This is a genomic window from Streptomyces sp. NPDC111516 (genome assembly GCF_055635345.1).
This window is the reverse complement of record NZ_JBVKBV010000006.1, coordinates 83,415-105,217: the sequence shown is the minus strand read 5'-3', so window position 1 is coordinate 105,217 and position 21,803 is coordinate 83,415. Positions and strand designations below refer to the sequence as shown.

The window sequence follows — 21,803 nt, the reverse complement described above, 5'->3', positions numbered from 1 at the left end:
ACCGGCGCACCGCCCGCACCGCCGCATCCTTGTCAGTCAGCAACTTGTACATGCCCGAGGAGGCGAACCCTTTTGAGTACGGGATCCGGAGCAGACTCCGCCCCCGCACCGACTTCCACCCACGAGAGCAAGCCCGGCGGGACCTTCTCGTCGCTGAAGATCCGCAACTACCGCCTGTTCGCCACGGGCGCCGTGATCTCCAACACCGGTACCTGGATGTCCCGCATCACGCAGGACTGGCTCGTCCTGAGCCTCACCGGATCCGCCACCGCCGTCGGCATCACCACGGCCCTCCAGTTCCTCCCGATGCTTCTCTTCGGCCTGTACGGCGGCGTCATCGCCGACCGTCTCCCGAAGCGGAAGCTCCTTCTCGTCAGCCAGGCGGCGCTCGGCCTGTGCGGGATCGCCCTCGCGGTGCTCACGCTCTCCGGTGTCGTCCAGGTGTGGCACGTCTACCTCATCGCGTTCCTGCTCGGCATGGTGACGGTCGTCGACAACCCGGCCCGCCAGTCGTTCGTCTCCGAGATGGTCGGCCCCGCCCAGCTGCGGAACGCGGTCAGCCTCAACTCGGCGAACTTCCAGTCCGCCCGCCTCATCGGCCCCGCCGTCGCCGGTGTCCTGATCACCACGGTCGGCAGCGGCTGGGCCTTCATGTTCAACGGCCTGTCCTTCGCCGCCCCGCTCGTCGGCCTGATGCTGATGCGTACGAGCGAGCTGCACAAGCCCACCGTCGTACCCCGCGCCAAGGGGCAGCTCCGGGAGGGCCTGCGCTACGTCTCCGGCCGCCCCGAGCTCATCTGGCCGATCGTCCTGGTCGGCTTCGTCGGCACGTTCGGGTTCAACTTCCCGATCTGGCTCACGGCCTTCGCGGACGAGATCTTCCACGGCGGCGCCGGGATGTACTCGTTCTTCAACATCCTCATGGCGGCAGGCTCCCTCGCCGGCGCCCTGCTCGCCGCCCGCCGCGGCTCCTCGCGGCTGCGGATGCTGGTGGCCGCGGGCACCGCGTTCGGACTGCTGGAGATCATCGCCTCCCTGTCGCCGTCCGTCTGGCTCTTCGCGATCCTGCTGGTCCCGATCGGCATGATCGGTCTGACGACCAACATCAGCGCGAACACGAGCGTCCAGATGGCCGCCGACCCGGCCATGCGCGGCCGGGTCATGAGCCTGTACATGATGGTGTTCGCCGGGGGTACGCCGGTGGGCGCCCCGATCGTCGGGTGGATCAGCGACGCCTACGGGGTCCGTACCGGCATGGCGGTCGGCGGTGCGTTCTCGCTGGTCGCCGCGGTCGGCGTCGGCCTCATGCTGGCCCGCGTCGGCGGCCTCCGCCTCCGGGTCGACCTCCGGCCGGGGCGCCCGCACGTCCGCTTCGTCCCGCGCGAGGAACTGGCCACGGCGGCCTGAGGGCCGTCGAGGAAGCACACATGGCCCCGGCCGGTGGGTACCCGGCCGGGGCCGTCGCGTTCCGGGGAACGCGTCAGTCGCGGGGGAATTCGCTCGTGCGCAGGACGAGGCGCACCGGGGTGCCGGTGAGGTCGATGTCCGTACCGAACAGCACGGTCAGCTTGGATCCGTACACACCATTGGCGGGACTTCGGAAGACGTGACACTCGCCGCTGTACGGATCGGCGATCAGGTAGACGGGAACGCCGGCCGCGGCGTAGGCATCCTTCTTGGGTCCGTAGTCATTCGTCGCGGTGCCTTGCGAGATCACCTCTGCCACGAACTCCACACCCTCGAAGAGCCAGTTTCCCTTGCTGTCCTTCGGGGCGTCCTCCTTGAGCGCCAGCACGTCCGCAGCGAACCCATTGAGATGCCCGGGGAAGTCGACGCGCACGTCGGACTTCAGGCGTCGCCGCGGATATGTGCCCCGAAGCTGCTCGAAGAGATCGGCGATGATGTCCCAGTGGTTGTCCCGCTGCGGTGACATGAAGATGTTTCCCCCGACGATCTCGGCCTTGAATCCCTCGGGGACGGGCAACTTGTCGAGCCACTCGAACATGGCGTCCAGAGTCCGCTCGTCGCTCTCCTCGGCCATCTCGATCCTGTCGCTCGCTACGACGGTCACCGTGCCGCTCCTCCCCGCCGCCACGCGGGCGGGGGCAGCCGCGTGGTCCAACGATACGTACGCAGGCCGGGACACGCCGGTTCGGTGCGACACTCGGCCCATGAGCAGCCTCAGACTCTTCGTCGCCGTTCTGCCGCCCGACCCGGCCCTGCGGGAACTGCGCCGCGCCGTCGCCCCGCTGCGCGCGCTCCCCGATGCCGGCAGACTGCGCTGGGCCGGTGAGCCGGGCTGGCACTTCACGCTCGCGTTCCTCGGGGCCGTGGACGAGGAGCTGCTGCCCGAGCTGCGGGCGCGCCTCGCACGGGCGGCCCACCGCACCGAGCCCTTCCCGCTGCGCCTCCACAGCGGCGGCCGGTTCGGTGGGCGGGTGCTGTGGGTCGGGGCCGCGGGCGAACTCGACACGCTGCGGCTCCTCGCCGAACGCGTCGACGCCGCCGCCCGCCGCTCCGGCGTCCCGATGGACGAGCACCGCCGCTACAGCGCGCACCTCACCCTCGCCCGCAGCCGCATCGAGACCAATCTGCGCCCCTACGTCACGGCCCTCGAGGGTTTCGAGGGCACCCCGTGGGAGGTCGGCGAGGTCGCCCTCGTGCGCAGCAACCTGCCGGTCGGCGGGGTGGCCGGGGAGCGACCGCGGTACGAGGTGATCGGATCCTGGTCGCTGGGCCACTGAGACCGGCGGTTACGCTCGAAGGGTGGATCCGAAGACCAGAAACCGCATCATGGCGGCCGTGCTCGTACTGATGTTCGTCGTCGTCGCCGTGGCAGCCGCCGTCGGTCAGTGACGGCCGCCGTCAGCGGCCGGGCCGCAGACGCCCGAGCGTCGGGCCCCGAGGGCCAGGGCCGTCTCCCCGGCGAATGCGCGGTTGCCGCGGGAGGAGTAGGCCTTGTCGGGGTGCCGGTAGGGGCCGTGCCACCAGCCGCAAATGGCGGCGTTCCGGCTTTCGCGTACTCCGTCAGGAGCGCTTCACCTCACCGCGAGGGGGCGAGTGCCTTCCAGAAGGCGTAGTGGTGGTCGGCCGCGAAGTCGGTGTGCCCGATGCGGCTGGACGTGAGCCGCTGCACGTACGGGCCGCCGTCGCCCTCGCCCCCGGTGACGCGGGGACGGGGCAGCGGCGGCCCGTACATATCGGACGGACGGCCCGTCAGACCACCCGCCTGGCCATCCGTCGGATCACCGTCACCAGGCGAACGCCTCCGGTGACGGCCCCGGACCGGGGAAGATCTCGTCGAGCGACGCCAGCAGCTCCGCGGAGAGATCCAGTTCCACGGCCCGCAGCGCCGAGTCCAGCTGCTCCTGGTTGCGCGGTCCGACGATCGGCCCCGTCACCCCCGGCTGCGCGAGCAGCCACGCCAGTCCGACCTCGCCCGGCTCCAGGCCGTGCTTGTCGAGCAGGTCCTCGTACGCCTGGATCTTCTCGCGCTGCGCCGAGTTCTTCAGCGCGTCAGCGCTCCGGCCGGAGGCCGAACGCCCCGCCGTTCCCTCGCGCTCCTTCTTCAGCACGCCGCCCAGCAGGCCCCCGTGCAGCGGGGACCACGGGATGACGCCGAGTCCGTACTCCTGAGCGGCCGGGATGACCTCCATCTCGGCACGGCGCTCGATCAGGTTGTAGATGCACTGCTCACTGACCAGGCCCAACGAGCCGCGCCGGGCGGCCAGTTCATTGGCCTGGGCGATCTTGTAACCGGCGAAGTTCGACGAGCCCGCGTAGAGGATCTTGCCTTGCTGGATCAGGACGTCGATCGCCTGCCAGATCTCCTCGAAGGGGGTGTTCCGGTCGACGTGGTGGAACTGGTAGAGGTCGATGTAGTCCGTCTGGAGCCGCTTCAGCGACGCCTCGACCGAGCGCCGGATGTTCACGGCGGAGAGCTTGTCGTGGTTGGGCCAGGCCTCGCCGTCAGCGGCCATGTTCCCGTACATCTTGGTGGCCAGGACCACCTTGTCGCGGCGGTCGCCGCCCCGGGCGAACCAGGTGCCGATGATCTCCTCGGTGCGGCCCTTGTTCTCGCCCCAGCCGTAAACGTTCGCGGTGTCGAAGAAATTCAGACCGGTCTCCAGCGCCGCGTCCATGATGGTGTGGCTGTCGACCTCATTGGTCTGCGGGCCGAAGTTCATGGTGCCGAGGACGAGACGGCTGACTTTGAGTCCGGTGCGTCCGAGCTGCGTGTACTCCATGGGCACCAAGCCAACGCCTTCGAGTCCGCTCGAAGCAAGAGCGACCCGGAACGCGCCCTGCCCCCGGCGGAGTGCTTGCCGGGGGCAGGGCGTCACGCGAATGCCTCGCGGAGGCGGCTACTTCACTTCAGGTAGACGATGCCGTCGGTGGTGACCGTCGGCCGGCCGGAGGTGGCCACGACGACGATCTTGACGGTGTGCTTGGCGCTCGCGGACCAGCTCTTCGTCCACAGCGCGTCGCGGTACTTGGTGGTGCTGGACTTCAGGTCCGCCGTGGACACCTTCACGCCGTCCACATAGACGTACACCTGGCCGGAGGTGGCAGCCCGCGAGGCCACCAGGGCGACCGAGCGGCCGGTGAACGTCCAGCTCAGGCTCGCGCTCTTCGACGAGCTGGAGTACGACTTGCCACCGAGGTAGCTGGTCGAGGACTTCGTCGTCCAGGTGCCGGTCTTCGTCGCCGAGCTCTCCTGGACGATGACCGGCGTGCCGGAGACCGATGCGGTGGCGGTGTTGCCTGCCTGGTCGTACGCGGTCATGGCCCAGCTGGTCGCCACACCCGACTTCGCGGTGTGCGAGGCGCTGGTGGTCGTCGGGCCGTAGGTCTTGGCCAGGGGGGCCGTGAGCCTGACCTCCTTGAGCGCAGCGGCGTCGGTGGCCTTCCACGCCAGGGTGACGGGGACGGCCGTGGTGTTCACCGTGCCGGTGCGCAGGACCAGGTTCGGCTTGGTCGTGAAGGCGGGCGCCGTCTGGTCGGCGACCACGGTGGCCGCGGCGGACGAGGCGACCTTGCCCGACTGGTGGGTGGCGCGGACCTGGACCTGGTGGCTGCCGACGGCCAGCGTGGCCTTGGCGGAGGTGGCGGTGCCCGCGGTGGTCGCGACGACCTTGCCGTCGACCAGCAGCTCGTACTTGGAGATGAACGCGCTCGGGGTGCTCGCCGACCAGCCCACGGTGACCGCGGACTTGGTGTAGTACTTCGTGCCCGAGAGCCCGGCGCCGGTCACCGACTTGATGGCCAGCCCGGTGACGGGGCCCGCGGCGAGGCTGCGGATCGCGGGCAGCTGCCCGTACAGCTTGGTACCGGGGCACTCGGTCGCGAAGCCGTCGCGGTGGCCGGAGATCTGCTTGAAGGAGTACTGCGTACCGGCGGTGAACTTGGTGCCGGCGAGGTTGCTGCCGGTGGCGCCCGCGGTGAGCGTGGTGCTGCCCGCCGGGTCGCCCTTGTACTGGCCGAGCTTCCACGCGGCGATCCGGGCCACCGAGGTGGTCACCGCGCTCGGGGCGGTCGTGTCCGTGTACGTGCCGAGGACCGAGATGCCGGCCGTCTGCCGGTTGAAGCCGTAGGTGTGCGCGCCGAAGACCGGCCGATCCACCCCGCCCTTACGGCCCTCGAAGACCGTCCCGCACTTGTCGACCAGGAAGTTGTAGCCGATGTCCTTCCAGCCGTTGCTCTTGACGTGGTACGCGTACACGCTGCGCACGACGGCCGCGGAGTCGGCGCACGAGTAGTTGTTGGTCCCGGCGGTGTGGTGGACGAAGACCGCCTTGACGGTGTCCGTGTACTCCGGCGCCTCCGGGCTGATCGATTCGTCGGCGCCCCAGCCCGCGCGCGAGGTGATGGGCGGCTTGGGCACGGTCGACGGCGGCGCGGGCGGCAGGGTCTCGGTCGGGGACGGACTCGCGGTCGGCGAAGGGCTCTGGCTCGCCGGGGGAGTGGGCTCCGCCGTGGCCGGGGCGGACGGGGTGGGCGACGCCGGTTCGGACGGCGTGACCTCGGCGGGCGGTTCCGTGCTGTCGCTGGGCGCGGGCGGCTCGGGGGTGGCGGAGTCCGTCGCGTCGGCGGAGGGCGTGGCCGAGGGGTCGTCCGCAGCGGGGAGGTCGGCGGCGAACGCGGCCGGGTCCGCGTTCAGGGTGTCGCTGCGGCCCGGGTCCACGGTGTCGAGGCGCAGCCCCGCGGGCAGCTTCGAGGAGACCTTGCCACCCGCGTTGATCCGTACCTCGACACCGTTGGACGGGCCGACCCAGCGCGGCTCGGTGCTGCCGCGTACGCCGGACCGGCCGGTTTCCGTACGCCCGTCGACGTCGGTTTCGAGCGGTATCCAGGACGTCCAGTTCCCGTTGGCGGCGGACCGGGTGCGCACCTCCACGGCTCCGGTGACCTTGGCCGCCGGGTCGGTCCAGGTGATGCCCAGCATGCTGAACGGTGCGGTGTCCCGCTTGCCGAGGGCGGCGGACGTGCCGTCACCACCGACCTTCAGCGCGGTCTCGTGCACATCGGTCTTGGCCGGGCCGGACTTGGCGTCCGAGTCCACGGAGGAGTTGCCCGTCACCCCCTCGAAGACCAGGACGCCCGCCAGGGCGGAGGTGGCCACGGCGGCCGTGACCCAGATTCTTCGTTTCGATCTCAAGTCGTACCCCACGGGTGGTGTCGGACGGCGGATTCGTCAGGCGCTGCGTCCGGCGACAGCACTGGCTCATGCCGAGACCAGTGGGGGGTACGAGTGCTCTCGCGCGTACAGCGAGGACACAGCTTGCCATGCCACTGCGACAAACGAACCCCTGCCCCCGCCTCTGTTACCCCCGGGCGCCGCGAATTCCGCTTCCGTTCACCACCGGGCAAACCCGTCCAGCGCCGCCAGCACCGCCCGGCTCGTCGCCGGACCGCCCAGATGTCCCGCACCGTCGAGCACGGTCAGTTCCGCGTCCGGCCATGCCTTCGCGAGCTCCCACGCGGTGATCAGCGGCCCGCCCAGGTCGAACCGCCCGTGCACCAGCACGCCCGGAATCCCCGCCAGCCGCCCCGCGTCCCGGATCAGCTGTCCCTCCTCCAGCCAGGCGCCGTGGGAGAAGTAGTGCGAGCAGATCCGCACCAGCGCCTGCCGCGCCCGGCCGGGGCGCCCGCTGTACGGCGGCGGTCCGGTGTACGTCTCCTGGGAGAGCACCGCGTCCTCCCAGGCGCACCAGTCGGCCGTCGCCTTCTCCCGCACCCCGGTGTCGGCGCTCTCCATGCGCCGGGCGTACGCGGCGAGGACGTCCGGCGTCGCATTCCCCTCGGCCTCCGGCACCCCGGCCCGGAACAGGTCCCAGGCCTCCGGGAAGATCCGGCCCGCGCCCCGGTACAGCCAGTCGATCTCGGAGCGCCGGGTCGTCGTGACGGCCGGGATCACGATCTCGGAGACCCGCTCCGGGTGCTGCTCGGCGTACGCGAGGATCAGTGTCGAACCCCAGGACCCGCCGAACAGCAGCCAGGTGTCGATCCCGAGCCGGACGCGCAGCCGCTCCATGTCGGCGATCAGCCGGTCGGTCGTGTTGTACCGCATGTCGGCGGCGAGGTCGCTCGCGTGCGGGGTGGAGCGGCCGCAGCCCCGCTGGTCGAAGAGGACGACGCGGTAGCGGTCCGGGTCGAAGTACTGCCGGGTCCGCTCGTTGCAGCCCGACCCCGGGCCGCCGTGCACGACGAGTGCGGGTTTGCCGTCCGGGTTGCCGCACACCTCCCAGTACACGAGGTTGCCTTCGCCGACATCGAGCATGCCCTGCTCGTACGGTTCGATCGGCGGGTACATCTCGTCGGGCTCGCGGTCCATGGCGCGGTGGCTCCCTCGGCTCGGCCGGCAAAGGGGTGAGCATAGGGCGGGCGTAGCGTCTCTAGAACTCTGTGTGTGCCTGTGGTTTCCGGGCTTTTCGGGCGCGGCGTGGCCGTGTGCGGTCGCCTTCGTGGGGTCCGATCCTCGGGGTGAGGGGGTGGACTGCGGTGGCGTGCAGGTGGTGGAAGCCGGTCCGCTCGGCGGCGCGGGTGCGTCGTCGACAGGTTCTGCGCGAGAGCCGCCTGCGTCCGGAGGGTGGAAGGTCTTCTTCCGGCTGGGCGTGGGCGGGTACTCCATGACCTGGCACAGGCCCTGTGGGGGCTGGTGTCGTGGTGTCATGCCCCGCCGGACGCTGAACCATCCCGGTGGGGGTGGTGGCGGGGGCCGTACGCGCTTCGGGCATACGGCGGGAAGTCTTCGGGCTCGGGCCTGGGCCCGGGGTTGCGGCAGGGCGCGGAACGCGACGCCCACGGGGGCTGGTGGGGGTGGGGTGGCGCTTGCCCGGTGTGGTGTTGGTTCCGCGCGGTCGGGGCGGGGCCGTCTCCGCTTGGCGTTGTCGGCGTAGTCGGCGGGTGGTCTTCTTCGGGCGGCGGACCAGGGTGACGGTGCCGTCCACAGTGGTGCGGATGGTGCGGGTGTGGGTGGTGCGGTCGGTGGCGGTGTGGGTTTGGGCGAGCAGGCCGCGGGAGACGATCCGGCGGGCGGCGGCATGGTCGCGGTCCATGGACAGCCCGCACCCGGTGCAGTGCGCCCACTTCCAGCCCCGTTCGGCCAGCCGATCGGGGGCGGGGTGGTGGGTCAAGGTGGCCAGGCAGCCGGGGCACAGCTTGGATGTGCCCCGGGCCGGAACGGTGACCACCGCTATGCCCGCCTTCGCGGCCAGGTGCCGCATCGCCTCGGCCACCGTGCCGCGCACCTGCCCCGACAGGCGGGCATTGCCACGTCGTTGGCCACGCGCCTCCAGGGTGGCCAGGTCTTCGAGGTAGATGACGCTCGCGCCAAGGCTGAGCGCCTGGTCGACGGCCCAGCGGGCCGCCGCCTGGGCCAGCGCCGCGTTCAAGTGCCGGATGCGGGCGCACACCTTTACATGTTCCGCCTCCAGAACCTTTGCCCGCGCAAGGTGCTCACCCCAGCGAAGGTGCGGGGAGCCGAGCCCGTCGGCCAGCGCCTGGTAGTGGTCGCGTTTGGCCGCGAGGTGTTCACGCACATCGCGCAGCCGGTGCAGGGTCGCGCTGATGGTGGTGGCGTCGAAGATCAGCGGACGGCCGTCGGTGAGTACGCGTTGAGCCTGCCCTTTGCCGGTAAGGCGGCCCAGCGTGCCGGTGAGCAGGGTGTTGACGCCCCAGTCGAAGCCGATTCCCACCCGATGCCCGGTCGCCTTGGTGGCGGGAACCGGCCGGGAGTGCGGCAGATCCACCGCGATCCTCCCGGCCCGGGTGGGGCGCAGGGTGGGGGTGTGAAGCACCCCGTCCGGTGTGACGGTGCCCGGGAGGCGGATGTCGATCACGTGCCAGGCCCAGTCGCGACCCGAGGCGGGGGCCGCCCGCATGGGGAGTTTGACCCGCAGTCGGGCGGTGCTCTCGTCCACCCTCACCAGGGTGACCTGCTGGCGGTCCATCGCGGCAAGCAGCACCAACTCACCGACCTGCGGGGGTCCCTCCAGGGCGCACAGCCCGGCGGGCAGGCGCCCGTGCTCGGCCACGTAGGCACGGATCTGGCGGGTGCGGTTGCGGATCTCGGCACCGCTCACCGAGGCGGGCAGCGTGGCCCGTAGCGCCGCCCACTCCGCCTCGGTACGGCGACGAGGGTCAGCGGGCCATGTCGCCAGGACCGCGGTCACGATGGTGCGCCGGTGCAGGGCCAGGCGCAGCGTCCGGGCTGCGTACTCCTCGGCACCTCGCCGCACCCGGTCCGACATATACACCCCGGTGAGAGGCGTGACAGCCTGCGGCCAGCCCAGGCGGCGCATCGCCATCCACCCCTTGGACGGCAGGTCCTCACCCCGCTCATCCACCCCGGAAGCCAGCACGTCCAGCGAGTCCTCGTCCCACCGGAAAGCCACCAACGCACCGGTCAGCTCCTGGCTCAACCGGGCCAGAAACCCCACCCGTTCCCACAACAGGGGCTGCCCGACCCGCTCACCACTGCCCTCGAGAACACCACGGAAGGCGGTACACGAGGCCGTCGCCATCAACCTGCGCACCCGCACCCCCCTTCCCCGCACGATCCTGGTCAGTCCCCAGGAGCGGCCGCCCCCGGTACTCCGATCGACCTAACGACTGACCATCACACAAGGACACGGCCTCGCCTTGCCCCGTCGATCCGCCCGGGCCCCCGCGCGGCCCGAGGGCACCGCAACGCGCAGGAATCCGCGATCGTCGACATCCCACGTCACCGAGAATGAGGAGCACGCCCACTCACAAAGCAGAGGAAACCATTACCGGACACGTGGAAACGGGTGGCAGAGTCCAAGAAACCGTCCCGATAACGCGAAGTAGCATCAACCAGCCTGCGTAAGCCAGAGCCCCAAAGTTGAGCTGAGCTGAGGACCTGTTTGCTGTGAATTCCGCACCCCGGGTACTGGCCGTACTCGACGACCTGCTGACCGCCGCCGCCCACGACGCCCGCGGTGCGCTGTGGCAACTGGCCGAACAGGGCCGGGAGTTGGATGCCAATCTGGTGCGCCTCCCGCCGGGCGTCGAGGTCGGTGAGCATCAGGAGGACGTCCTGGACGTCCTCCTCGTCGTCGTCGCGGGCAGCGGCCGGGTCGTCGCCGGCGGCGGCGAGCTGGACCTGACGCCGACCACCGTCGTCTGGCTGCCCCGCACCTCCCGCCGGGCCCTGGCCGCGGGACCGGACGGTCTGGCCTACGTGACCGTCCACCGCCGCCGCCCCGGCCTGACCATCAAGTCCCCGGTCGCGGCCCGGGCCACGCCTCTGGTCGCGCCTTCGGCCGCGTACGAGGGCGGCGAGGCGCCCTGCATGCTGGACCGGGTCTGCCCCGCGTGCGGCCGGCTCTCGCAGGACCCGGAGCCGGTGTTCTGCAGCCGGTGCGGGGAGCGGTTCGCCGAGCGTTGACCACTGACCACTGACCACTGACCACTGACCACTGACCACTGACCGCGGCGGCCTGTTCGCGCAGCGGCATGGCATCTGCGTGCGGACAAGGCGACTCCGTACGGACAAGATATCGGGACATTAGCTCGCATACGGAGCTAAAATGGGCGGCGTGGCGGCGGGTGATCTCCCTGATGAACTCGCCGGACTTCTGCCCCGCATCCAGAGGCTCGCCCGGCGAAGGCTCTGGAGCGGCCTGCCGGCGCCCCGGCTGCGCGGGGCGCACGCCGAACTGCTGCGGCTGGTGGCCGACGGGCCCGGCATCCGGGTCTCGGCGGCCGCACACCGCCTCTGTCTGGCACCCAACACCGTCAGCACCCTGGTCAACCACCTCGTCGCCGAAGGGCTGCTGCGACGGGAGAAGGACCCCCGGGACGGGCGGGCCGCGCTGCTGTACCCGACCCCCGCGGGCATCGGGAAGCTGCGCGACTGGCACGCCCGTCGCGAGGCTCTCTTCCGCGAACACCTGGCCGGGCTCGACGCGGCCGACCGGGCGGCACTCGCCGCCGCACTCCCGGCTCTGCACAGATTCGCCGCCTCCCTGCGCGAAGGGGATGAGATCGCGTGACCACCCCAACCGCAACCGCCCTCAGCTGCACCGGTCTGAGCTACAGCTTCGGTGACGCGAAGGCCGTCGACGGCCTGGACCTGCTGGTCGGCCAGGGGGAGGTGTTCGGTCTGCTGGGGCCCAACGGTGCGGGCAAGACCACCACCATGCGCGCGATCACCACACTCCTGCCCGTGCCACCCGGCGTCATCGAGGTGTTCGGCCATGACGCGGCCCGGCACAAGATGGCGGTACGGCGCCTGCTCGGCTACGTACCGCAGCAGCTGTCGGCCGACGCGAGCCTCACCGGCCGGGAGAACGTCCAGCTCTTCGCCCGAGTCTTCGACGTACCCCGCCGCCAGCGCGCCGCACGGGTCTCCCAGGCGCTGGACGCGGTCGGCCTCGGCGATGTCGCGCACCGGCTCGTCGGCACGTACTCCGGTGGCATGGTCCGCCGCCTCGAACTCGCGCAGGCCCTGGTCAGCGCGCCCCGGCTGATGATCCTGGACGAGCCGACCATCGGCCTGGACCCGATCGCACGGGACAGCGTCTGGGACCGCATCACCGAGATACGGGTCGGCACCGGCATGACCGTGCTGGTCACCACCCACTCCATGGACGAGGCCGACCAGCGCTGCGACCGGCTCGCGCTGATGCACCTCGGCAGACTCCGCGCGTCCGGCACCCCCGCCCAGCTCAAGAGCGAACTCGTCGCCCACCGCCGGAAATCGGGCGAGACGGGCCTTCCACCGCCGTCCCTGGAAGACGTCTTCCGGTACCACTCCGGAAGCGGACTGAACGACCCCCGCTCGGGTTCCGACTCCGGTTCGGCCGAAGGAAAAGGAGCGTTCCAAGATGTCCGCCGTACCCGTCGCACCGCATCCCGCCTCGGCTGAGCCCGGCCCGGTGGATCAGCGGTTCGCGCTGCTGCTGAACCCGCCCCCGCCCCGTACCGGCTGGCGCGTCGTGCCGGCGAGAGTGGTCGCGATGTGCGTCGTCGAGATGCAGAAGCTGCGCCACGACCGCACCGAGATCTACACCCGCGCCGTCCAGCCCGCGCTCTGGCTGCTGATCTTCGGCGTGACGTTCTCCCGTATCCACGCCATCCCGACCGGCGGTGTCCCGTATCTCGACTTCCTGGCGCCCGGCATCATCGCCCAGTCCGCCATGTTCATCGCGATCTTCTACGGCATCATGATCATCTGGGAGCGGGACTCGGGCGTTCTCACCAAACTCATGGTCACGCCGACGCCCCGGACCGCCCTGGTTACCGGCAAGGCCTTCGCCGCCGGGGTGAAGGCCACGATCCAGGCGGCGGTCGTCATCGTGATCGCCGCTCTGATCGGTGTCGGCATGACGTGGAACCCGCTGCGGCTGCTCGGCGTGGTCGTGGTGGTCGTCCTCGCCTCGGCGTTCTTCTCCTGCCTGTCGATGTCGATAGCCGGGATCGTGCTGACCCGCGACCGTTTGATGGGCATCGGCCAGGCCATCACGATGCCGCTGTTCTTCGCGTCCAACGCGCTCTACCCGGTCGCCCTGATGCCCGGCTGGCTCCAGGCCGTCAGCAGGGTGAACCCGCTGAGCTACGAGGTCGACGCCTTGCGCGGACTGCTCATCGGCACCCAGGCACACCTCGGCCTCGACCTCGGGGTCCTCGCCTTCGCGGCACTGGTCGGCATCGGCGCCGCAGGTTCGCTGCTGGGCCGCCTCGCGCGCTGAAGGTACTCGGGGGCCGCCTTGGTGCTGATGGTTCACAGCGTGCGCGGCCGGTCGAACCAGATCGTCAGCAGCGTCGGTACGAGTCAACTTCGCTGGTGGCTGATTCACCCGGAATGAGAGTGACCACAGCAAATGCCACGGAGTCTTTCGGCCATACGGGAGGTGGGTTGGGGAGGATCCAGAAGCGCGTGTGGTGGGAGTGGTGCACCGGCGAGGCATGGATGACGGCGCAGCGGCGGTTGCTCGAGTCCGGGTCTCGCAAACCTGCCGCGCGGCATTGGCCAAAGACATCCATGCATCACTGTACGCAACCGCAATAACGCGCTGCGCTATTGGGCGTTCAGCTCCGCCGTGACGCGCAAAGGTGCGGCCTGTCGGCGGTGCATTCCAGCAGTGCCGACACAAGGGGAAAATCCCATGGCCACACCTCCTGCCGCGCCGCTCCGGGTCGCCCTGGTCAACGGCAGCTTCGAACAGCCCGCCGTCACCAGTGTGGAGATCCTGCCGGACGCCTCGCAGACGCAGGCGCCCAAGCGGGTCCCGGGCTGGCTCACCACCGCCACCGACCACATGATCGAGCTGTGGCATTCAGGCTACAACGGTGTGCCGGCAGCCGACGGCGCACAGTTCGCCGAGCTCAACGCGTACCAGGTCTCCACGCTCTACCAGGACCTGCCCACCACGCCCGGTACGAAGCTGTACTGGCGGCTGTATCACCGCGGCCGCCTGGGCGACGACACCATGGCGTTGGACATCGGCGCGCCGGGCTCCACAGTGCAGCAAAGGCGCTTCACCGACGGCAACACCGCCTGGGGTTACTACACAGGCACTTACACGGTCCCGGCAGGCCAGACACTGACACGCTTCGCCTTCCGTTCCGTCTCTGCCGCCGGCGGCAACCAGAGCGTCGGCAACTTCCTGGACGGCGTCTTCTTCGGCACCGCTCCCTACGTGGTGCTCGACAAGACCGCGATCCCCGCGGGGCCGCTGGATGTGGGTGACGTCGTCACCTACCGCGTCACCGCCAAGAACGAGGGCGGCGGCGCAGCCGAAAACCTCATCCTGACCGACCTCATCCCGCAGGGCACAACGTATCTGCCGGGCTCCCTGCGCATCGTCGACGGCCCGAACGCCGGAGCCAAGAGCGACGCCCAAGGTGACGACCAGGCGTACTACGACGCCCAGACGAACAAGGTCGTCTTCCACCTCGGCAACGGCGCCACCGCCTCGAACGGGGGCAGCCTGCTCGACACTGGAACCGTGCCGGCGGGCACCACGGTGGAGTACCGGGCCACCATCGACCGGGCCAGCGGCGGCAAGCAGATCAGCAACACCGCCACCGCCTCCTACGAGAACCGGCTCGGCGACAAGCCGGAGCCCTTGACCTCCAGCTCCAACGAGCAGGTCACACAGGTCAAACCGGCTGCCGACCTGATCGCGACGAAGGCAGCCGACGCGACCACCGTCACCGTCGGCCAGACGGTGACCTATCGCATCACCGTCCACAACGCCGGACCGAACGACGCCACCGGCGTCACCGTCACCGACCAACTCCCCGACGGCCTCACCTTCCTGTCCGCCGACGGCCCCGGAAGCTACGACCCGGCCACCGGCCAGTGGGCCGTGGGCGACCTGGCCGACGGTGCCACAGCCACCCTCGTGCTGCGGGCCAAGGCCACCAAGACCGGCCTGATCAGCAACACCGCCACCGCCACCGGCAGCGAAAAGGACCCCGACACCACCAACAACACCGATACCGTCAGCGTCTGCGTCGAACAGGCCCCCTCCTGCTGCGACCCCTGCGCCGGCCAGAAGTAGCCCCCAGCCAGTCGCCGCGAGGACTACCACTCAACCACCCCGGCCCACCGGAGGGACGTGGCCGGGGGCACGGCCTCCGCGTCCCCAGGAGCGTGCTGCAACGCGACGGCGGCCTCGCCCCGGCTCAGAACTCCTAACAGAACGGATCGAAGATGCGGTGAGCTGAGTGGCGGTCGCTCGATGCCGTTGCCACGGTGGACGGCTGCCGCCCTCTGATCCGGCCAAAGGGAGGACTTGGCAGCCCGCGTCCGCCGGGCCCCGTGCTGGCTGTGGCCCGGAGTGCCTAGGCTGTCACCGCTGCGGAAGGGCGGTGTCATGGATGCTGACTCCCGGACCAGGGCCGCGATCGAGGAGCATTGGCGGGCCTCGGAACGAGGGAACACCGAAGCCGAGCACGCCATCTACGCCACGGACGCGATCCTGGACTACCCGCAGTCAGGTGAGCGGTTCCGGGGCCGAGCGGCGATTTCGGCGCAACGCGGCGGGCACCCGGCCGACCGACACTTCACCGTCCAGCGGATCACCGGCCATGGGAATCTGTGGGTGAGTGAATGCGTGATCACCTACGATGGTGTGCCTTCGTACTCGGTGAGCATCATGGAATTCGCTGAGCAGCACGTGGTGCACGAGACGCAGTACTTCGCCGACCCCTTCGGCGCGTCGGCCTGGCGGGCCGCGCTCGCGGAGCCGATGCCTGGCCGAACCATCGCTGGAGCCTGATTCTTGGCCCCGTTCGTGTCAGCCGGCCGGCCAGCCTGTCACTTTGTTGAGGTTCCAAGAACTCCAATCGCGAGCGATTTCAAGCGTCTCCAGCAGATGAGCGCGCACGCGAGGGGGAGGAAGGCTTCATGGACGTCGCCGCGGACCTCTCGGCGGATCCGCAGGCGGCGGAACCCAGTGCAGGCGGGCGAACGTGCGCTCCACGACCCAGCGTTGGGTGCCGAGTCCGGAACCGTGCTCGGTGCCGCGCCGGGCTGTCAGCGGTTTCACGCCGAGGTCCCGAACCAGCCGGCGGTGCTTGTCGTGGTCGTAGGAGTTCTTACTGCGCGGCGTACGGGAGGAAGTCGGCCCAGGCGGCGGGGGAGAGGGCCAGGGCGGGGACGGTCAGGTCCTTGGAGTCACGGACGTGGACGAGGTCGGGGCAGGCGGCGACCTCAACGCAGTTGCCGCTGTTTTCGCCGCTGTAGCTGCTCTTGAACCAATTGAGGCCGGTGTTCATAGGTCTTTCGCCACCTGTTCGATCACGTCTCTGGACTCTTCGGGGCTGAGGGCCTGCGCTCGCAGAATGCCATACTTCCCGAACAGGTCTCCCAGCGCCGGTTGTTCGCTGATGAGGAAGTTGTGGTCCTGCACTTCGACGTAGGCGAGCTGGCGCCGTTCCTTGGTCTCCAGCAGAACGAACGGACCACTGAGACCGGCATGAGTCTGCCGATGTGGCGACATCACCTGCATCTGCACATGTCGTAGCTCCCCGACCTCCAGGATGTGGTCGAGCTGCTCCTTGTGCACCCGACGCCCCCCGATGGGGCGGGTGAGAGCGGCGAGCTCCAGGACAAAGCCGATGTCCGGCACGGGCTTTCGGGACAGGAGCCTCTGGCGTGCCAATCGGGCCGCGACTCGACCCTCGACCTTGTCGTCGTCGACGGGCGGGTAGCCGCTGCCCAATACGGTGCGGGCGTAGCCCTCGGTCTGCAACATCCCGGGCACGACGTGAGTCTCGTACTCGTGCCTGGCGGATGCGGTGATCTCTTCCTCGGCGAACGGCTCGAACCAGGACGCCAGATAGCCGAACGTCACCTCCTCGCCTGCGGCCTTCAGTGCACCTTGTGCACCCAACGCGCAGTCCGCCTCCGCGATGAATTCGTCCTTGGGAGGCCGTTGCCCCCGCTCGACCATCGCCACCTGCGACTTGGAATAGCCGATCTTCAAGCCGAGCGCCTCCTGCGAGAGCCCGGCCCGTTCACGGAAGAAACGCAGCATTCTGCCGAACATTTCGGCGTTGCTGCTGCCACGACCACTGGAGTGCACAATCTCTCCCCTGCGAACACAACAGTGCACAGAAGCCCTGTGTCCCTGGTCACACTAGGTGTTGGCCGCAACGCTTTCCGCATGGAACGAGAAAGTTCACTCAGTCCGGTGCCCTCGTGGATTCCCGCATCCGGACATGCCCTGCGTCACGTCGGCATTCACTTCGACGCGGTACGGATTTCCGGCGTACGTGGCGAGCAAGTGGCCTACGAGATCATGCAGTTCACCAACTTCCAGGCGGGCCCGATCGTGCGGTCGGGGATCGGGGAGCGCAGCATGTACTTCCTGCTGCCGCCGCAGAGCGCCCGCGCACACCGGTGGCCGTCGGGGGCGCAGGTGATGGGGTGCTACGGGCAGAAAGCGGCGTTCGTCGGGGTGCCGGCGTTGAACGGGCTGACCTGGCCGCTGGACTGGCGCTCACTGCCTACGGCCGAGGCACCGTTCGTGGATGGCGGCCTGCTGCACGAACTGGTACGGGAGGTGGCGGTCAGGGAGGGGTGAGGACGTGATCCAGGGACCCGGAGCGTGAGTTACAGGCTGCGGTAGACCTCGCCGCGGTGCGCGACGGCGGGGGCGGGGGCCGCATCGTCCTCCGCGGTGTCGGACGCACTGCGGCGCACCGCCGGGATGACGAGGGCGATCGCCGCGGCGACCAGGGCGACGCCGTAGCCGATGATCAGGCCGGTGCGGAAGCCGCTCTCAGACGGCTGTCTATCCGCAGTCCGAACTTGGTTTGGCAGTGCCCTCCGAGGTCGTTTCGGGTTTCGTGTAGAGGACGTCGCGGGCCTGATCCGCGGCGCGGGCGATGCTTTCGGAGACGAAGTCGAGGAAGCGGGCGACGTTCTCGAGGCGGGCAGCGGCGGCGGTGCCGGGGCCGAGGACGCCGACGCCCTGCCGTGCGGTCTCGACGATCTGGGCGGTGGACCGGGCGCTGGCCATGATCGACTGGTACCAGATGTCGTCGTCGACGATGTAGCGCTCGCGGCGGCGTTCGTCGCGTTCCCGGCGGACGAAGCCTTGGCTCTCGAGGAACGCGATCGCTTTGGAGATGGACGGCGGGCTGACCTGGAGGCGCTCGACGAGTTCGGACGAGGTGAGGCTGCCGGAGTCGGTGAGGGTGAGGCAGGCCATCACCCGGGACATCATCTTGGGCATGCCCGATCCCATGAGGACGGTGGTGAACACCTCCTCGTACTCGCGGACGGCCTCGGCGTCGCGTCCGTGGGCCTCCGGGGCCGTCTTGGGGTTCCGGGGTGCGGCCTGCCGGCGGCGGTGGGCGCGGTGTTCGGTGGCTCGGTGGGCGAGGTCGGCACGGTAGGCGGTGGGGCCGCCGTTGCGCATGACCTCGCGCGTGATCGTCGAGGTCGGGCGGTCGAGGCGTCTGGCGATCTCCGCGTAGGCGAGCCCGTCGGCCAGTCCCAGTGCGATCTCCTGGCGCTCCTGCTGAGTGAGTCTGCCTCCGGGCATCGCGGTCTCCTTCGTGGTCCGTGGTGTCTCCAGCATAGCGTTAGCTTCCAATTCATTGCAACGGAATAGGGCAACGCTGTTGCATTAGACTCCAAGTCACTGCAACGATTTCAATGCTCCTACCTGCGATGATGTCAATTGTACGCAACGAACCTGTTGCTGGAACCGCGAACGCAACATAGCGTTTCCATCATCGGAAACAGCGGGCCGCAGGGCGCGCGATACAGAAGGAGCACACGATGCAGAAGTTCGGCACCCCCGCCCCGGTCTCCGCCATCCTCGACATCCCCGCAGGACGCATCCGGTTCATCGCCGCCGACCGGGCCGACACCACGGTCGAGGTCCTGCCCGCGAACGCCTCCAAAAGCCGCGACGTCAAGGCGGCGAAGGAGATCGAGGTCGCATACGGCGACGGTGTCCTGCGGATCGAGGCCCCGGAGGCGAAGAACCGGATCCTCGGCAGCTCCGGATCCATCGAGGTGACCATCCAGCTGCCCGTCGGCTCCCGCATCGAGGCGAAGGCGGCCAGCGCAGAGTTCCGGGGCGTCGGACGGCTCGGCGACGTCGCCTTCGAGGCCGCGCAGGGCTCGGTCAAGCTCGACGAGACCGAAAGCGCCCGCCTCACCCTCCAAGCCGGCGACGTCTCGGTCGGCCGCCTGGGCGGCCCCGCGGAGATCAGCACCCAGAAGGGCGACCTCCACATCGCCGAGGCCGTGCACGGCACGGTCACGCTGCGCACCGAGCACGGCGAAATCTCGGTCGGTGCCGCCCGCGGAGTCTCCGCCACTCTGGACGCCGGCACGGCCTACGGCCGGATCCAGAACACGCTCCAGAACTCCGACGGTGCCGCCGCAGGACTGAACATCCACGCGACCACCTCCTACGGCGACGTCACCGCCCGCAGCCTCTGACCCCGAAGCCTCCGAGGAGCACCCATCATGACGAACCTGGCCATCGCGGCGAACGGGCTGCGCAAGTCCTACGGCGACAAGGTCGTCCTCGACGGCATCGACCTGGCCGTCCCGGAAGGATCGATCTTCTCCCTGCTCGGCCCGAACGGCGCCGGCAAGACCACCGCCGTGAAGATCCTCTCCACCCTCGTCACCGCCGACGCCGGCCGGATTCACGTCGGCGGCCACGACCTCGCCACCGACCCGCAGGCCGTGCGCGCCGCGATCGGCGTCACCGGACAGTTCTCCGCCGTCGACGGCTTGATCACCGGCGAGGAGAACATGCTCCTCATGGCCGACCTGCACCACCTCTCCAAGCGCGAGGGACGGCAGGTCACCGCCGAACTGCTGGAGCGCTTCGACCTCACCGAGGCCGCGAAGAAGCCCGCCTCCACCTACTCCGGCGGCATGAAGCGCCGCCTGGACATCGCCATGACCCTGGTCGGCAACCCGCGGATCATCTTCCTCGACGAGCCGACCACCGGCCTCGACCCGCGCTCCCGCCACAGCATGTGGCAGATCATCCGCGAGCTCGTCTCCGACGGGGTCACCGTCTTCCTCACCACCCAATACCTGGAAGAAGCCGACGAACTCGCCGACCGCATCGCCGTCCTCAACAACGGCAAGATCGCCGCCCAGGGCACCGCAGAAGAACTCAAGCGACTCATCCCTGGCGGACACGTCCGGCTCCGCTTCACCGACCCGACCGCCTATCGGAGCGCCGCCTCCGCCCTGCACGAGGTCACCCGCGACGACGAAGCACTGTCCCTGCAGATCCCCAGCGACGGCAGCCAGCGCGAACTGCGCTCCATCCTCGACCGGCTCGACACCACCGGCATCGAAGCCGACGAACTCACCGTCCACACCCCCGACCTCGACGACGTCTTCTTCGCCCTCACCAGCAACACCACCCTCCCCACCCAGCCCAAGGAGACCGTCCGATGAGCTCCCTCTCCCTCGCCGTACGCGACTCCTCCACAATGCTGCGCCGCAACCTCCTGCACGCCCGCCGCTACCCCTCCCTCACCCTGAACCTCCTGCTCACCCCCGTCATGCTCCTGCTGCTCTTCGTCTACATCTTCGGAAACACCATGAGCGGAGGCGCAGGCCGCTCCGCCTACATCGCCTACATCGTCCCCGGCATCCTGCTGATGACCATCGGCTCCACCACAATCGGCACCGCCGTATCCGTCTCCACCGACATGAACGAAGGCATCATCGCCCGCTTCCGCACCATGGCCATCCACCGCGGCTCCGTACTCATCGGACACGTCATCGGCAGCGTGCTGCAGTCGATCATCAGCGTCGTCCTCGTCGGCGCCATCGGCTTCCGCTCCGTCGACGCCACCGCCCTGGAGTGGATCGCAGCATTCGGACTGCTCACGCTGTTCGCCCTGGCGCTCACCTGGATCGCGGTCGGCATGGGCCTGATCAGCCCCAACGCCGAAGCAGCCAGCAACAACGCCATGCCACTGATCTTCCTCCCCCTCATCTCCAGCGCCTTCGTCCCGGTCGACTCCATGCCCGGCTGGTTCCAGCCGATCGCCCAGTACCAGCCCTTCACCCCCGCCATCGAAACCCTGCGCGGCCTCCTCCTCGGCACCGAAATCGGCAACAACGGCTGGCTCGCCCTCGCCTGGTGCCTGGGCCTCGCGGTGCTCGGCTACTACTGGTCGACCTCGAAGTTCAACCGCGACCCGAAGTAACCGCCATGGCAGCGCGGGCCACCTCCCGCAACTCGTCCCACCCGAGGGCGGCGCACACCGACACCCCGTCGGCGTACGCCGCCCCGTACGTGTGCAAGGAGGACATCATCCCGGCCGCTGATCCGCTCGGTGATCGGTAGCCGGCCGGCGGCTGAAGCTCGGCCACATCGCGCTGCGGAACTCGGCCCCCGCAACCAGCAGTGCACCTTGTGCACTCAATGAGCCGTTCCCAACCTGGCTGGCACGTCGATCAGTTGGTGCTGGAGGTGGGGTTGGAGAAGGGATGAAGCTCCTGGTAAACGGGGTGTCGATCAAAATCCGCACTGCCCTGACCCTGGGGTACCGGGTCGTCATGCCGCACGACGCCCACGCGACGCACGACATCCTTGCCGCACCGGGGATCAGCGACGCGGTCCCGGCTGCCGTGGTCTCCCGGGTCGCCGAATGGGCTGTCGGCAGCGAGCCGGAGGTCGTTGCGCACGCCGCGGACGTCGCGTTCGCGGCCCCGCCCGGGCGATGCTGAAGCGTCAAAACCTGTAGGGGAAGCGGGAGTTGGTCGCGCGCCGCTCGTGAGATGGGCGGCTCGTTCCGGGAACCGCGGGGCTCCGTCCTGTCGT

General features: G+C 69.4%; 22 protein-coding genes and 2 pseudogenes. 14 read left to right on the top strand and 10 right to left on the bottom strand.

What is annotated here, in order from left to right:
* The first annotated feature begins 72 nt into the window (after positions 1–72).
* The gene (locus ACZ7L9_RS14455) at positions 73–1,407 is read left to right on the top strand and encodes an MFS transporter (RefSeq protein WP_471415378.1); all 1,335 of its coding nucleotides are present in this window, start codon (positions 73–75) and stop codon (positions 1,405–1,407) included.
* Between the two features lie 73 nt (positions 1,408–1,480).
* Here the strand turns inward: ACZ7L9_RS14455 and ACZ7L9_RS14450 are convergent, their stop codons facing one another.
* Positions 1,481–2,041: a Uma2 family endonuclease gene (locus tag ACZ7L9_RS14450; RefSeq protein ID WP_471415693.1), complete on the bottom strand. Its 561-nt coding sequence runs from the start codon at positions 2,039–2,041 to the stop codon at positions 1,481–1,483.
* A 130-nt stretch (positions 2,042–2,171) separates the two neighbouring features.
* Between ACZ7L9_RS14450 and thpR the strand changes: the two genes are divergently transcribed.
* On the top strand, positions 2,172–2,744 hold the full coding sequence (gene thpR / locus ACZ7L9_RS14445) for an RNA 2',3'-cyclic phosphodiesterase (protein WP_471415376.1): 573 nt from the start codon (positions 2,172–2,174) through the stop codon (positions 2,742–2,744).
* A 299-nt stretch (positions 2,745–3,043) separates the two neighbouring features.
* Here the strand turns inward: thpR and ACZ7L9_RS14440 are convergent, their stop codons facing one another.
* The 5 genes from ACZ7L9_RS14440 to ACZ7L9_RS14420 form a co-directional block, all read right to left on the bottom strand.
* Positions 3,044–3,199: a hypothetical protein gene (locus ACZ7L9_RS14440; protein ID WP_471415375.1), complete on the bottom strand. Its 156-nt coding sequence runs from the start codon at positions 3,197–3,199 to the stop codon at positions 3,044–3,046.
* Between the two features lie 52 nt (positions 3,200–3,251).
* A complete protein-coding gene (locus ACZ7L9_RS14435) occupies positions 3,252–4,247 on the bottom strand; it encodes an aldo/keto reductase (RefSeq protein ID WP_471415373.1) in 996 nt (331 codons plus the stop codon).
* A 122-nt stretch (positions 4,248–4,369) separates the two neighbouring features.
* Positions 4,370–6,658 (bottom strand): peptidoglycan recognition protein family protein, encoded by a 2,289-nt coding sequence (locus ACZ7L9_RS14430; protein ID WP_471415371.1) that lies wholly within the window; start codon positions 6,656–6,658, stop codon positions 4,370–4,372.
* Between the two features lie 198 nt (positions 6,659–6,856).
* Positions 6,857–7,834, bottom strand: a complete 978-nt coding sequence (gene pip, locus ACZ7L9_RS14425) for a prolyl aminopeptidase (RefSeq protein ID WP_471415369.1) — start codon at positions 7,832–7,834, stop codon at positions 6,857–6,859.
* 61 nt (positions 7,835–7,895) lie between these two features.
* Positions 7,896–10,037 (bottom strand): zinc ribbon domain-containing protein, encoded by a 2,142-nt coding sequence (locus tag ACZ7L9_RS14420; protein WP_471415367.1) that lies wholly within the window; start codon positions 10,035–10,037, stop codon positions 7,896–7,898.
* 356 nt (positions 10,038–10,393) lie between these two features.
* Here ACZ7L9_RS14420 and ACZ7L9_RS14415 point away from each other — a divergent pair, with 356 nt between their 5' ends.
* The 6 genes from ACZ7L9_RS14415 (at position 10,394) to ACZ7L9_RS14390 (ending at position 15,755) form a co-directional block, all read left to right on the top strand.
* Entirely contained in the window at positions 10,394–10,912 is a 519-nt protein-coding gene (locus tag ACZ7L9_RS14415) for a hypothetical protein (RefSeq protein WP_471415365.1), read from the top strand.
* A 142-nt stretch (positions 10,913–11,054) separates the two neighbouring features.
* Entirely contained in the window at positions 11,055–11,519 is a 465-nt protein-coding gene (locus tag ACZ7L9_RS14410) for a MarR family winged helix-turn-helix transcriptional regulator (protein WP_471415363.1), read from the top strand.
* Positions 11,516–12,394 (top strand): ABC transporter ATP-binding protein, encoded by an 879-nt coding sequence (locus tag ACZ7L9_RS14405; RefSeq protein WP_471415361.1) that lies wholly within the window; start codon positions 11,516–11,518, stop codon positions 12,392–12,394. Before ACZ7L9_RS14410 ends, ACZ7L9_RS14405 begins: the two co-directional genes overlap by 4 nt.
* Positions 12,354–13,217 (top strand): ABC transporter permease, encoded by an 864-nt coding sequence (locus tag ACZ7L9_RS14400; protein ID WP_471415360.1) that lies wholly within the window; start codon positions 12,354–12,356, stop codon positions 13,215–13,217. The genes ACZ7L9_RS14405 and ACZ7L9_RS14400 overlap by 41 nt, the downstream gene beginning before the upstream one ends.
* A gap of 417 nt (positions 13,218–13,634) precedes the next feature.
* The gene (locus ACZ7L9_RS14395) at positions 13,635–15,035 is read left to right on the top strand and encodes an isopeptide-forming domain-containing fimbrial protein (RefSeq protein ID WP_471415358.1); all 1,401 of its coding nucleotides are present in this window, start codon (positions 13,635–13,637) and stop codon (positions 15,033–15,035) included.
* Positions 15,036–15,350: 315 nt separating this feature from the next.
* On the top strand, positions 15,351–15,755 hold the full coding sequence (locus ACZ7L9_RS14390) for a nuclear transport factor 2 family protein (RefSeq protein WP_471415356.1): 405 nt from the start codon (positions 15,351–15,353) through the stop codon (positions 15,753–15,755).
* 38 nt (positions 15,756–15,793) lie between these two features.
* Here ACZ7L9_RS14390 and ACZ7L9_RS14385 read toward each other — a convergent pair.
* The 3 genes and pseudogenes from ACZ7L9_RS14385 to ACZ7L9_RS14375 all read right to left on the bottom strand — a co-directional run.
* Positions 15,794–16,067: pseudogene (locus ACZ7L9_RS14385) on the bottom strand (transposase); the annotation flags it as partial.
* Positions 16,068–16,074: 7 nt separating this feature from the next.
* A complete protein-coding gene (locus ACZ7L9_RS14380) occupies positions 16,075–16,254 on the bottom strand; it encodes a DUF397 domain-containing protein (protein WP_471415355.1) in 180 nt (59 codons plus the stop codon).
* A complete protein-coding gene (locus tag ACZ7L9_RS14375; RefSeq protein ID WP_471415353.1) occupies positions 16,251–17,015 on the bottom strand; it encodes a helix-turn-helix domain-containing protein in 765 nt (254 codons plus the stop codon). The genes ACZ7L9_RS14380 and ACZ7L9_RS14375 overlap by 4 nt, the downstream gene beginning before the upstream one ends.
* Positions 17,016–17,144: 129 nt before the next feature.
* Between ACZ7L9_RS14375 and ACZ7L9_RS14370 the strand changes: the two genes are divergently transcribed.
* Entirely contained in the window at positions 17,145–17,564 is a 420-nt protein-coding gene (locus tag ACZ7L9_RS14370) for a hypothetical protein (RefSeq protein WP_471415352.1), read from the top strand.
* A gap of 210 nt (positions 17,565–17,774) precedes the next feature.
* On the opposite strand, the gene ACZ7L9_RS14365 is transcribed toward ACZ7L9_RS14370, so the two are convergent.
* Positions 17,775–18,530, bottom strand: a complete 756-nt coding sequence (locus ACZ7L9_RS14365) for a helix-turn-helix domain-containing protein (RefSeq protein WP_471415350.1) — start codon at positions 18,528–18,530, stop codon at positions 17,775–17,777.
* 239 nt (positions 18,531–18,769) lie between these two features.
* On the opposite strand from ACZ7L9_RS14365, the gene ACZ7L9_RS14360 reads away from it, so the two are divergent.
* The 5 genes and pseudogenes from ACZ7L9_RS14360 to ACZ7L9_RS14340 form a co-directional block, all read left to right on the top strand.
* Positions 18,770–19,441, top strand: a complete 672-nt coding sequence (locus ACZ7L9_RS14360) for a DUF4097 family beta strand repeat-containing protein (protein ID WP_471415349.1) — start codon at positions 18,770–18,772, stop codon at positions 19,439–19,441.
* 27 nt (positions 19,442–19,468) lie between these two features.
* Positions 19,469–20,425 (top strand): ATP-binding cassette domain-containing protein, encoded by a 957-nt coding sequence (locus ACZ7L9_RS14355; RefSeq protein ID WP_471415347.1) that lies wholly within the window; start codon positions 19,469–19,471, stop codon positions 20,423–20,425.
* Positions 20,422–21,186: an ABC transporter permease gene (locus tag ACZ7L9_RS14350; protein ID WP_471415345.1), complete on the top strand. Its 765-nt coding sequence runs from the start codon at positions 20,422–20,424 to the stop codon at positions 21,184–21,186. Before ACZ7L9_RS14355 ends, ACZ7L9_RS14350 begins: the two co-directional genes overlap by 4 nt.
* A 5-nt stretch (positions 21,187–21,191) precedes the next feature.
* On the top strand, positions 21,192–21,326 hold the full coding sequence (locus ACZ7L9_RS14345; RefSeq protein ID WP_471415344.1) for a hypothetical protein: 135 nt from the start codon (positions 21,192–21,194) through the stop codon (positions 21,324–21,326).
* Between the two features lie 164 nt (positions 21,327–21,490).
* Positions 21,491–21,709: pseudogene (locus ACZ7L9_RS14340) on the top strand (cysteine hydrolase); the annotation flags it as partial.
* Positions 21,710–21,803: the final 94 nt, after the last annotated feature.

Bases quoted from the DNA above. Each gene is read 5' to 3' on its own strand.
- ACZ7L9_RS14450 (WP_471415693.1), bottom strand. From the start codon at position 2,041: ATGGCCGAGGAGAGCGACGAGCGGACTCTGGACGCCATGTTCGAGTGG.
- thpR (WP_471415376.1), top strand. From the start codon at position 2,172: ATGAGCAGCCTCAGACTCTTCGTCGCCGTTCTGCCGCCCGACCCGGCC.
- ACZ7L9_RS14440 (WP_471415375.1), bottom strand. From the start codon at position 3,199: ATGTACGGGCCGCCGCTGCCCCGTCCCCGCGTCACCGGGGGCGAGGGC.
- ACZ7L9_RS14435 (WP_471415373.1), bottom strand. From the start codon at position 4,247: ATGGAGTACACGCAGCTCGGACGCACCGGACTCAAAGTCAGCCGTCTC.
- pip (WP_471415369.1), bottom strand. From the start codon at position 7,834: ATGGACCGCGAGCCCGACGAGATGTACCCGCCGATCGAACCGTACGAG.
- ACZ7L9_RS14410 (WP_471415363.1), top strand. From the start codon at position 11,055: ATGGGCGGCGTGGCGGCGGGTGATCTCCCTGATGAACTCGCCGGACTT.
- ACZ7L9_RS14400 (WP_471415360.1), top strand. From the start codon at position 12,354: ATGTCCGCCGTACCCGTCGCACCGCATCCCGCCTCGGCTGAGCCCGGC.
- ACZ7L9_RS14395 (WP_471415358.1), top strand. From the start codon at position 13,635: ATGGCCACACCTCCTGCCGCGCCGCTCCGGGTCGCCCTGGTCAACGGC.
- ACZ7L9_RS14390 (WP_471415356.1), top strand. From the start codon at position 15,351: ATGGATGCTGACTCCCGGACCAGGGCCGCGATCGAGGAGCATTGGCGG.
- ACZ7L9_RS14380 (WP_471415355.1), bottom strand. From the start codon at position 16,254: ATGAACACCGGCCTCAATTGGTTCAAGAGCAGCTACAGCGGCGAAAAC.
- ACZ7L9_RS14375 (WP_471415353.1), bottom strand. From the start codon at position 17,015: ATGCTGCGTTTCTTCCGTGAACGGGCCGGGCTCTCGCAGGAGGCGCTC.
- ACZ7L9_RS14370 (WP_471415352.1), top strand. From the start codon at position 17,145: ATGGAACGAGAAAGTTCACTCAGTCCGGTGCCCTCGTGGATTCCCGCA.
- ACZ7L9_RS14365 (WP_471415350.1), bottom strand. From the start codon at position 18,530: ATGCCCGGAGGCAGACTCACTCAGCAGGAGCGCCAGGAGATCGCACTG.
- ACZ7L9_RS14360 (WP_471415349.1), top strand. From the start codon at position 18,770: ATGCAGAAGTTCGGCACCCCCGCCCCGGTCTCCGCCATCCTCGACATC.
- ACZ7L9_RS14355 (WP_471415347.1), top strand. From the start codon at position 19,469: ATGACGAACCTGGCCATCGCGGCGAACGGGCTGCGCAAGTCCTACGGC.
- ACZ7L9_RS14350 (WP_471415345.1), top strand. From the start codon at position 20,422: ATGAGCTCCCTCTCCCTCGCCGTACGCGACTCCTCCACAATGCTGCGC.
- ACZ7L9_RS14345 (WP_471415344.1), top strand. From the start codon at position 21,192: ATGGCAGCGCGGGCCACCTCCCGCAACTCGTCCCACCCGAGGGCGGCG.